The 10,917-nt window shown below is 42.2% G+C and carries 7 protein-coding genes and 1 riboswitch; of the genes, 1 reads left to right on the top strand and 6 read right to left on the bottom strand.

Annotated features, from left to right (window positions below):
• Positions 1-124: 124 nt before the first annotated feature.
• Positions 125-856: a TIGR04283 family arsenosugar biosynthesis glycosyltransferase gene (locus tag WN50_RS29495; protein ID WP_046276545.1), complete on the bottom strand. Its 732-nt coding sequence runs from the start codon at positions 854-856 to the stop codon at positions 125-127.
• A 140-nt stretch (positions 857-996) separates the two neighbouring features.
• On the opposite strand from WN50_RS29495, the gene WN50_RS29490 reads away from it, so the two are divergent.
• Positions 997-2,310, top strand: coding sequence for an ABC transporter substrate-binding protein (locus WN50_RS29490; RefSeq protein WP_046276546.1), 1,314 nt, complete (start codon positions 997-999; stop codon positions 2,308-2,310).
• A gap of 176 nt (positions 2,311-2,486) precedes the next feature.
• Here WN50_RS29490 and WN50_RS29485 read toward each other — a convergent pair whose 3' ends face one another.
• The 5 genes from WN50_RS29485 to WN50_RS29465 all read right to left on the bottom strand — a co-directional run bounded on the left by WN50_RS29485 (position 2,487) and on the right by WN50_RS29465 (position 10,669).
• Positions 2,487-3,014: a universal stress protein gene (locus WN50_RS29485; protein WP_235441181.1), complete on the bottom strand. Its 528-nt coding sequence runs from the start codon at positions 3,012-3,014 to the stop codon at positions 2,487-2,489.
• 62 nt (positions 3,015-3,076) lie between these two features.
• Positions 3,077-3,212, bottom strand: a riboswitch (cyclic di-AMP (ydaO/yuaA leader).
• A 335-nt stretch (positions 3,213-3,547) separates the two neighbouring features.
• The gene (locus WN50_RS29480; RefSeq protein WP_049561692.1) at positions 3,548-6,778 is read right to left on the bottom strand and encodes a type ISP restriction/modification enzyme; all 3,231 of its coding nucleotides are present in this window, start codon (positions 6,776-6,778) and stop codon (positions 3,548-3,550) included.
• A 384-nt stretch (positions 6,779-7,162) separates the two neighbouring features.
• On the bottom strand, positions 7,163-9,184 hold the full coding sequence (gene tkt / locus WN50_RS29475; RefSeq protein WP_046278319.1) for a transketolase: 2,022 nt from the start codon (positions 9,182-9,184) through the stop codon (positions 7,163-7,165).
• 555 nt (positions 9,185-9,739) lie between these two features.
• On the bottom strand, positions 9,740-10,306 hold the full coding sequence (locus tag WN50_RS29470; protein ID WP_046278323.1) for a (2Fe-2S) ferredoxin domain-containing protein: 567 nt from the start codon (positions 10,304-10,306) through the stop codon (positions 9,740-9,742).
• A 108-nt stretch (positions 10,307-10,414) separates the two neighbouring features.
• On the bottom strand, positions 10,415-10,669 hold the full coding sequence (locus WN50_RS29465; protein WP_046278318.1) for an Asr1405/Asl0597 family protein: 255 nt from the start codon (positions 10,667-10,669) through the stop codon (positions 10,415-10,417).
• Positions 10,670-10,917: the final 248 nt, after the last annotated feature.

The raw sequence follows: 10,917 nt of genomic DNA, 5'->3' as shown, positions 1-10,917 counted from the left end.
AATATCTGTATGTAATCAATTATTGCTCTAAACCCACCCCTAATGCAATGGTGGGGTTGGGCGGGTTCATGTGAGTTTTTGATCAGATACAAAAATCGTTGTGGAACCCGCCCCTACAAGACTATTAACGAATATCTTGATAAAATTTTTTTAAATAGTCAGCCGAGACACCCATTCCCCAAAGCAAACCAATGTAGAGATAAATTAACGTAGCTTTGAACGAACCCCAACGGGCAACACGGCGATCGCTGGTTTGGACAATCCGGTTGACTAAGCGAATCTGTCCAACATAAACCAGTTTACGACATAAATCCGCATCTTCCATAATCGGTAAATGTTCATCAAAGCCGTCACAGTCCCAAAACGCCTGACTCCGACAAAATATTACCTGATCTCCAAACAATAACCGCAGTCCCCGAAAAAATAAATGGGGACGAAACAATAATGGCGCATAATAGGTCTTCAAGTAGTTGTGAAGGGAAATTCCCCAACGAGTCGTTTGAGAACCCGCCATCAGCGAAATAAAGCCGCCTGCAACAATATTTGCATCCGATAAGGTTTGTGCAATAATAGTCACGAGGTCATCGGGAACTAAAGTATCTGCGTGCAGAAAACAGAGAACTTCTCCGGTTGCCAGTTTCGCGCCTAAGTTCATTTGGGTTGAACGTCTGCGTATCGGAGAAGAAATCACCTGAACTCCCGCAGACTTAGCGATCAAAGCCGTTTCATCTTCGCTGTTCCCGTCTACGACAATCATTTCCCAAGCTGGGGGAGTGAGTAAACGCAAAGTATTCAGGGTGCGGTTTAGGGAACTCGCCTCATTTAAGGTTGGGATAATAATGGAAACACGCAACATTACTGCTGATAATAGGGTGAATGACAGCAAAAAATTTCTGCTCTTAGCAGTATAGTTATTAGTTGTCACCCGGCACATTTATCTCGAGAAACAAATATCCTCAATTTTCGTCCTATCTTGCGAGTCAACATCCCCCCACCATGAAACGTCTGAACACCTGGAAACGCTTTGGAATTTTTGCTTTAGTTGGTTTATTGCTGAGTTTTGTTGTCAGTTGTGCAACGGTTAGTTCTGATAATAATGCCAGTGATAATCGTCAGGAAGTCGAATTCTGGACGATGCAACTTCAACCGCAGTTTACTGATTATTTTAACCAATTAATTGCGAATTTTGAAGCGGCAAATCCCGAGTTAAAAATACGCTGGGTCGATGTGCCTTGGTCAGCGATGGAAAGTCGAATTTTAGCTTCTGTTTCGGCAAAAACAGCGCCGGATGTGGTGAATTTAAACCCCGATTTTGCCGCTTTACTCGCCGGACGAAATGCTTGGTTAAACTTAAATGAACAAGTACCAGAAGAGGTGCGATCGCAATATTTACCGAATATTTTAAAAGCCAATAGTATTGAAAGATGTAAAGAAAATAATTGCCGCTTAGAAAATTATGGAGTTCCTTGGTATTTAACAACACAAATTACGATCTATAATCAAGAGTTATTTCAAAAAGCAGGATTAAAAACCGCACCTACAACTTATACAGAACTCGCCGAATTCGCTCAAACGATTAAAGAAAAAACAGGTAAATATGCCTTGTTTGTATCCTTTGTTCCAGAAGATTCTTCTCAGGTTTTACAATCTTTAGTTCAAATGGGGGTGCAGTTAGTTGATGAACAAAGAAAAGCCGCCTTTAACAGTCCTGAAGGAAAAGCCGCCTTTCAATATTGGGTAGATTTATATCAAAATAACCTGCTTCCTCAAGAAGTTTTAACTCAAGGACATCGACGCGCAATTGAACTTTATCAAGCGGGAGAAATCGCTATTTTAATATCAGGGCCACAGTTTTTTAAAGCCATTGCAGAAAACGCTCCCACTATTGCTAAAGTTTCGACTCCCGCCCCACAAATTACCGGAGAAACAGGGAAAAAAAGTGTTGCGGTGATGAATTTAGTGATTCCCAGAGAAACGCCTAATCCTGAAAATGCGTTAAAATTTGCCTTGTTTGTCACGAATTCTACCAATCAATTAGCTTTTGCAAAAGTCGCAAATGTATTACCTTCGACAGTTGAAGCGTTAAAAGATAGTCATTTTAGACCCGTTCAAGGACGAAATACCCAAGAAGATCAAGCCCGAATTATTAGTGCAAAACAAATCGATGAAACCGATCCTTTACTCCCCCCCTTAAAAGATATCAAAAGACTGCAAAAGATTATTTATGATAACTTACAAGCCGCAATGTTAAACGAAAAAACCGTCGAACAAGCGCTTTTAGATGCAGAAAATGCTTGGAATCAACGGTGATAATCCTATCGGTCAAATCTATCCTAAGATGGATGATCGTAATGATAGTTTAACGCTTTTTATTGCCGCTTGCAGGCTTTGCTGGAGTGATTGCACTTTGGTGGCTTTTGGAGTCTGCTGATCGCTATTACCGATGATAATAACATCTGCATTCCAGCGATAGGCATGATGACAAATTAATCGGAAGAGACAACGCTCAACTCTTTTGGTAATAATCCTAAAATGGGGCAGGGCGTTTGATTTGCTAATTGCTTAACCAACGGATGTTTTAAGGTTCGACATCCGAGTAACATCACCTCAGCATCCATTTCTTGGGCTGTTTTACTGAGTTCAGTGGCAACATTACCAATTCGTAAATGAGCATCCAGAGAACCCCGCCATTCACTGGCTAAACAGCGTGCTTGCCAAAGAATATGATCGGCTTTTTCTATCGTTGCGGGTTGAACCTGATCAATGACATAAACAATATGAACTAAGACGGGATTTTGCTTGACTAAACGGGTTTGATGCGCGATCCAAAGTGCCATATCCAGCGCCGCTTGACTCTGATCTGATCCGGTATAACCCACGACAATATTCAGGGTGAGTTTAGAGGATTCTGTTCGACGTGGAGAGATTTTGTTTTGAGGTAATAGCACCATTTGCTGTGTCAAGTCATCGCAGCCAAGTACGCTCTGTAAACGCATCAACATGGGTTTCCGCATGAAGTTGTCTCCTTATCTGTGTGGTGATTTAGCGAGTGTTAAGGAGATCCAATGTTGCAATTGGGTTCTCCTTCCAATGCCTACGAAGTTAGCTGACGGGCTAAGGCTGGAAGGTGCCTCTCTCGGTTACATTGCGCGAGATTCGCCCCGATTTTTGGTTCCTCCGTTTCTCACAAAGTTTCTCTGCTCTTGTAGAAGTTGAGAAATTCTGCTCGAATTAGGCTGGCTTGCTATTCTTTCTGAACTATTATAGCATTGAATGAAAAATGTCTACTCTGTCTAAAGATATAAAAGGGGCGACTCGTCCCGGATAAATAGAGTCTGGATTACAGTTTTTTCAGTTAACAGTTTTTAAAGAAATGTAACCTGGGGATTGAGTAACGAATCTCTGCCAAAATCTCAAACTTAAGCGGAGTTCTGCCCTAACAATTAAAGCAGGGTTATAGGGAAGATGAAAGTCGCTATCGTTTAGATTGGTCATAGTTGATCTCCCCTGCCCACTTAAAAAGAGGGGTGAGTTTTTGGTGAGTTTTTTATTCGATTGGAAAACCACCATATTGATTAATTATATCATCAATTTGCTGCATCAATATCATTGTTTCGTTTAGGGCTGCAACAATATTTTGATAATGTTCTAAATCGTCAAAGTCTAACAGTCTGTCTTTTCGATCTTTTAACCATTTTTGACAGACTTGATATCCTCCCACATAAAAATTCCAAACCTCTAACGGAACTCCTTCAAAGTATTGGGTTTTGTTAATATAAACTCGTCCCGGTTGATTTTGGTTCGCTTCAACATAACGAACTTTTTCAACTTTATTATCCCCGTCTTCGGGATAACTGGTCATTTCTGTTGCGGTAACTTTCATCAGATGCAGGTTAACGAGGCGATCGCCTTTTTCACACAAACACCAAAATAATTCAGAGTTGGATGTTAGGGGAACCCGAGGAAAGTCTATTTTGAGAAATTCTGCATAACGTTGGCGGTAGGTGGGAGAATGAAAGATGGCGTAAATGTAATTAAAAATATCTTCGGGGCCAAAAGTTTGGTGTTTGTCGCCTTTTCCATCTGCAATAAATTCTAATTCTAGGCGAGTTGAGAAGTCTTGAATAAATTCCGATGAAAGGTTAGGGCGGCGACCTCCAGGTGCGTTAGTGGGTTGTAAATCAAATAATGTGGGGTTATCAGTGGGGTAAAGATAGAGAGGAAAAAGATAACTTCTCTCTTTTGTATTACTAGATATAGAACAGTTATCTGTAACAAATTTTGTAATTCCTACTAAAGTCCACTCTCTTTGTTGTGATTGTTGACGAGATGTTATTAATCCCAAATTATCACCATAAATCATATGTTGCATTATATTATATCCAGCACCTCCACGTCCAATTTGAATGAGATTAATTTGATATAGTAAATACCTCTGATCAAAAGGTCTATAAAGATATGGAATAATATTTTTCCGCCAATCTGTAGCTCTAATTTTATTCCTTTCTCTGTAAGTATTCCAGTAGCGATCATCTGACAAACTATATGTTTCTTTAATTTGAATATCAGTATATTGATCGCTTTGCAAAGTTTCTATTCTTTGATTAAGACTTTCTAAATCAAAATCAATTAATAGTTTATCTCGATTAGTTTTTACGCCAGTTAAGTTTGAAGATAAAATGTCAGCTATTTTCCAATAGGCTTGATACTCTGGCAGTAGTCTTTTATCTTGAGGTTTGAATAGATAAAAAGATGATTCTGGTTTTAATATTTCCCAATCTGTTGAACTCACATCATTTTCAGCTAACCAATGATACTTTCCCCCAATCAGTTTCTTAGCTTTAGACTGATTTTGATATAACTCTCGTACTCCCCATAAATCAGCGTGATAAACTGTAGCAGGTTCTTGACTACTTTCAGGATACTTCACAAAAATCCCAATCGCGACACCCTGCTGAATATCAAACACATTTTGATCGGATGAACCATCTGAACAGACCTCTTTCTTTTTGCTATTTCCATGCAAATCTAAAACGTAAATTTCATCAAAAGTTTCCATCAAATTTTGACGCATTCCCCTAAATGTTGGGTTATCTAAATAACCATGATTTGTGATTAATGCAACAATTCCATCTCCGGTTAAACGCACTCGATGTTGAGCAAAACGAATAAATTTAACATAATCATCCAATAAATTTTGTGAGTTATGTTCTTTTAAAGGTTGACCATCAACTTGATAGTAATCTCTGATCAATCCAACAATCCAAGGATCGGTATTCATAGAAACTGCTGAATAAGGTGGATTTCCTAATACAACCATCACAGGAATATCTTGCTTGACTTCTTTTGCTGCTTCTGCTTCATCTCGAATTCGATTTAAAAATCCATCTGCTGGCGGAATTTGAAAAGCTTCTTGTAAAGTATTTGTTAAATAAATTCTTAACCGTTCATCTGAACTAAAATCATATCCCAACTCTTGAAGCTGTAACCCCAACTTCATGTGTGCAACGGTGTAGGGAGCCATCAATAATTCAAATCCAAATAAACGGGGAAGTAGATGTTGACTGACATAACTTGACCACATCCCTTTTTGATTTTTAAAACTATCATAAATATGGTCAATTACACCGTACATAAAAGTTCCGGTTCCCACTGCTGGATCGAGAATTAATACTTTATGGGTTTCTAGGGTTCCCTCACCATTTGGGTTGGGAACCTGTATTTTTTTTGCATCAGCTAACCCTTTAGAAATTCCAAACTTATTTTTCAGAATAGAGTCAACACTACGGACAATATAAGAAACCACAGGTTCAGGCGTATAGTAAACCCCTCTTGATGCTCGCATTTTAGGGTCATATTCCGCCAGAAATGTTTCATAAAAATGCACAACCGGGTCTTCTTGACGGGTTCTTTTCCCAAAATTTTTGAGAATTTCTGCCATATCCGTCTGACGCAATATTGTTACTAAATCATCCACCGCCCAAACAATTCGATCATCTAAATCTGGCCCCGCAACTTGACTAAAAATACTGCGAAGAAAAGGATTCGTTTTCGGAAGTTTAAACGCCGCATTTTCCCGTGAAAAATTCTCTGGACTATCTGTATTACATCGGGCTGCAAATAACCCATAACAAATCGTTTGGGCGTACATATCTGCAAATTGATTTTGGTTTAAATCTTTAATTAATACCTTTTTAAACGACTCCAGTTGCTCTCTGAGCATTCCTCCTTTATCCTGATCGGATAGAGCCGTTGCGATCGCATCTCGAATTAATTGCGCTAAATTTGCCATGCGTTGCGCTAATTCTTTGGGTGTATTCAGTTGGGGTGTACTAACTTCTAGAAATTGAGTTAACAGTTGATCAAGTTGTTCAATTCCTTCGTTATTTTGCTCTAGCTTGCGATTATTTTTGCTAACTTTTGCAATTTGGGTTTTTAAGCGAAGTTCTCCCCGAACATACCAGCGAAATTCTAGATAATCTGTTAAAATTAAATTACCCAAAGCATTAAAATATCGCTTGAGTTGAGGCGTTGTTTGAGTTTTATCGAGAGAAATACCAACGTCTTTGGCTTCAATATATCCTTTAATAAGCTGTCCTTGAGAAATCACAAAATCTGGCGCACCGCAGTTAATTCGTTTTGGCTCATTTGTGGCGACAATTCCAGAACGAAAAGATTCAATTAAATTCTTGAGTGCGGGACGATGAGTGTGTTCTGTAGCATTTCCTGATTGTAGAGCAGCTTCAATTTCTCGAATATATTGAATATACAGGCTCATCGTTATGATTCCCTATAGAGCGCGGCTATTTTATTTAGCTTATCTGAAATACATAAATATTTGCGACGCATTTTTATAAATTTTAGATCCCTCCGCCTACGGCACCTCCCTTTGATCCCGACCCCTGCGGCACCTCCCTTTGATCCCGACCCCTGCGGCACCTCCCTTAAAAAGGGAGGTTTGGGAGGTTTGGGAGGTTTGGGAGGTTTGGGAGGTTTGGGAGGTTTGGGAGGTTAGGGAGGTTGAGTGTAGGTTAAAAGTCCCCCTTTTTAAGGGGGATTTAGGGGGATCTAACCCTTTTTAAGGGGGATTTAGGGGGATCTAACCCTTTTTAAGGGGGATTTAGGGGGATCTAACCCTTTTTAAGGGGGATTTAGAGGGATTCTAACCTAACAACGCCTTCGCCTGAGCGATAATATTCTCAACCGTGAAGCCGAACTTCTCGAGAACCACCTCACCGGGAGCAGACGCCCCAAAGGTATCAACGCTGATGGTTGCGCCTTCATCGGTTACATAACGGCTCCAACCTAAGCTAATACCCGCTTCCACCGCTAAACGCTTCTTAACGGCTTTTGGGAAAACAGACTCTTTGTAAGCCGCATCCTGTTCTTCAAATAACTCCCAACTGGGCATGGAAACCACGCGAACTTTCTTACCTTCTTCGCGGAGTTTAACGGCTGCCTCAACACATTGGTAAGTTTCGCCGCCAGTACCAATCAAGATAATATCCGGCGTGCCATCGCTGTTATCGCTAAGGACATAAGCACCCTTGGCAACAATATCAATCGAACTGCCTTCTAAATTGGGCAAATTCTGACGAGAAAATGCTAACAACGTTGACATCGGATGAGCCGCTTTCGCCTTCTCTACGGCTACCTTATACGCCCCAGAGGTTTCATTTCCATCCGCCGGACGAATCACAATCAATTGAGGAATTGCCCGCAGAGAGGTAATATGTTCAACGGGTTGGTGGGTTGGGCCATCTTCACCCAAGGCGATGGAGTCGTGAGTCATTACCCAAATGACACCCGTTTCTGCCAAGGCCGACAGACGGATGGAGTTCCGCATATAATCAGTGAACACCAGGAAGGTTGCACCGTAGGGAATTAACCCCGAACCATGACGGGCAATGCCATTACAAATCGCACCCATGCCATGTTCACGCACCCCAAAGCGAACGTTGCGGTTTTGGTAGCTGCCTTTTTGGAAGTCACCCAACCCTTTGAGTAGAGTTTTGTTGGAAGGGGCTAAATCTGCGGAACCCCCGATTAATTCTGGTAAGACGCTAGCGATCGCATTCAATGTCACACCGGACTGGTTACGAGTTGCATCTGCTTTGGTTTCGGGGGTATATTTCGGCAGTGCATCCGCCCAACCTTCGGGGAGTTTACCACTCAACATCCGCTCAAAAGTTGCCGCTTCTTCGGGATACTTGGATTTATATTGATCCAAGATTTGGTTCCATTCCTGTTCAGCAGTTGCACCCTTATCAATGGCTTTGCGGAAGTGGTTGAGGGCATCTTCAGGAATTTCAAATTCCGGGTATTCCCAGCCCAAATGTTCACGAGTGGCTTTGACTTCATCTTTACCCAAAGCAGCGCCGTGAACATCGTGAGTATCGGCTTTGTTGGGAGAACCGTAACCAATAATTGTCGTAACTTTGATCAGCGATGGTTTATCGGTGACTTCTTTCGCCTTTTGAATGGCTGCGGCTATCCCTTCTAAGTCAGTGTTACCATCAGCAACGTGTTGAACGTGCCAACCGTAGGCTTCAAAGCGTTTGGATACATCTTCGGTAAAGGAGATGTCGGTATGACCATCAATGGAAATATGATTGTCATCGTAGAAAGCGATTAATTTACCTAAGCCCCAGTGTCCTGCTAGAGAACAGGCTTCACCGGAAATTCCTTCCATGTTGCAGCCATCACCCATGATCACATAGGTATAGTGATCAACAAGCTGACAGTCTGGTTTGTTGAAGGTAGCGGCGAGATGGGCTTCAGCTAAAGCGAGTCCCACTGCATTGGCAATCCCTTGTCCTAACGGCCCTGTGGTGACTTCAATACCCTCGGTAACGTGGTTTTCTGGGTGTCCAGGAGTTTTGGAACCCCACTGACGAAATTGTTTAATTTCATCGAGGGGAACACTGTCAAAACCTGTCAGGTGCAGGAGAGAATACAGCAACATACAACCATGACCCGCCGACAAGACGAAGCGATCGCGGTTAAACCATTTGGGGTTTTTGGGGTTAAACCGCATAAAGCGATCCCACAACACAAAGGCCATTGGTGCAGCGCCCATCGGCAATCCGGGGTGGCCAGAGTTGGCTTTTTGTACTGCATCAATCGCTAAAAAGCGGATGGAGTTAATGCAGAGTTCTTCGAGTGATTGGGTTGCAACAGCCATAGTTATCGTTTCTATATACTTTATGAACGTGTGAGCGTGAACAGCCAACCGTAAACACGGGTGAGGTGTGAGGGCGGGTTGATTGAGGTTGTTTCGCAGAGACGATCGATCTGAGCCGAACCCGCCCCTACTGGTGACTGTTCGGTGGCTTTCCGGTCTGGGTTGCATCGAGCGTGGAAACAGGCACTTTTTTGCCTAGAGCGATCGCCGTTGGCTGCCCGTTCTCACTCCCCGCACACCTGATCGAATGCGATCCCGCCTAGATTTAACAGTTTGTCTGTTCCTAAGCTAGGGTTTAGAGTTTCCTCAACAATGCTGAGAATTATCTTGGGGCCACAGATTAAATCTTCTCATCTGAGGGTGTTACAAGCAAGCTATCTTTTAGAGGCAACAGGGAACAGGCAACAGGGAACAGGGGGAAGCCAAGATCTCATGTGGCTTGAGGGAGTCAACCACCCCACCTCCCCCGGAACCCCTAAATAAACGCGAAGACGTTCCAATGGAACGTCTCTACCCAGATGGAGGCATTTTAATCAAAAATTGTCCTTGATTTTTTTAGAAATGCTTGGCGATTAACTCAGGAACTTCTTTGGGGTTAACCCGACTGTAGCGGGTTTTGTCGGGCATCATCACCACATTAGGGCCTGCTTTACAACGTTTGAGACAGCCTGTTTTTTTAATGGTGACTTGTTCTTCGAGTCCTCGTTCTTTAACGACGGTTTCTAAGGCAGAACACAGATGGTTTCCACCTTTTTTGCGACAGTCAGACTTGTCACAGATAAGGATTTGGGCTTTACCTGGACAGGTTTTTTTCGCTTCTTTTTGAGATGCACAAGGTGAACTGTTGGGCTGACCTGTAGCGTTTAGAGCCATCACTTGTTCAGCTTGGAGTTTAATTTTACCGCTTTTGGGATCATATTTTTTCATCCCACTGACTTGAACTTGCCGACCGGGAATCAATAAACGTTCACACACTGAACGAGATTCCTTGGAGAGTTTGATCAGATGCAGCCCTTCAGATGTCATCAATTGTAGATATTTGGGTTTGCTGCCATCGAAGAATACATAGGTCACTTGACCATCAAAATTGAATTCCGTGATTTGTGTGTCAGTTTTGGACATTGGTTTCAGAGTAGTTGTAAGTTGTGTGGGTTTTTTGTCCGGGTAAAGACGTTCTGAGAGGGAACGCCCTGATTGATTGAGGAGTTGATCGACACCCTGCGATCGCAATTAGTCGCACTCTGTATTCCAAGAGCGTTCTAAACTCTGGACTAATTCTCCACGAGAGGCGGTGAACTGTTTGAGAACGCTGGAGAGTTGAACGGCTTGGTTTGGGTTATTGATCTGTACCCGCAGGGGTTGCTCTACCTCGCACGAACAAGGGATTCCTAGCTCTTGTAAGCGTCTGTAGACTTGCCACCGATCGGCCCAGCAGTTAACCTCGATGACTTCGCTATTTTCGGGCTGTAACTGTGATGAATTCATTACTTGTACCAACTGCAACTAATTTCTACTTAGTCCTGACCCTGATATCGGGAACTTCGTCAAAGTTTTTCCGATTGAGTCTTTAATCTCTAGCATATCTTAAATAAAAATATTTCTCAATAGGCTGGGTGAAAAAAGTCAATAGCTCGAAATTCCTTCTAATATAGGCAGAATCAGGCTTTAAGGTAGATTGACAAGTCAGTTCACAATTCTATAAACTAAGTCTATTGGCAATAACGGTACTTACT

Source organism: Limnoraphis robusta CS-951, assembly GCF_000972705.2.
This window is presented reverse-complemented; position numbering and strand designations above follow the sequence as displayed.

Bases quoted from the DNA above. Each gene is read 5' to 3' on its own strand.
- tkt (WP_046278319.1), bottom strand. From the start codon at position 9,184: ATGGCTGTTGCAACCCAATCACTCGAAGAACTCTGCATTAACTCCATC.
- WN50_RS29465 (WP_046278318.1), bottom strand. From the start codon at position 10,669: ATGAATTCATCACAGTTACAGCCCGAAAATAGCGAAGTCATCGAGGTT.
- WN50_RS29480 (WP_049561692.1), bottom strand. From the start codon at position 6,778: ATGAGCCTGTATATTCAATATATTCGAGAAATTGAAGCTGCTCTACAA.
- WN50_RS29470 (WP_046278323.1), bottom strand. From the start codon at position 10,306: ATGTCCAAAACTGACACACAAATCACGGAATTCAATTTTGATGGTCAA.
- WN50_RS29495 (WP_046276545.1), bottom strand. From the start codon at position 856: ATGTTGCGTGTTTCCATTATTATCCCAACCTTAAATGAGGCGAGTTCC.
- WN50_RS29485 (WP_235441181.1), bottom strand. From the start codon at position 3,014: ATGCGGAAACCCATGTTGATGCGTTTACAGAGCGTACTTGGCTGCGAT.
- WN50_RS29490 (WP_046276546.1), top strand. From the start codon at position 997: ATGAAACGTCTGAACACCTGGAAACGCTTTGGAATTTTTGCTTTAGTT.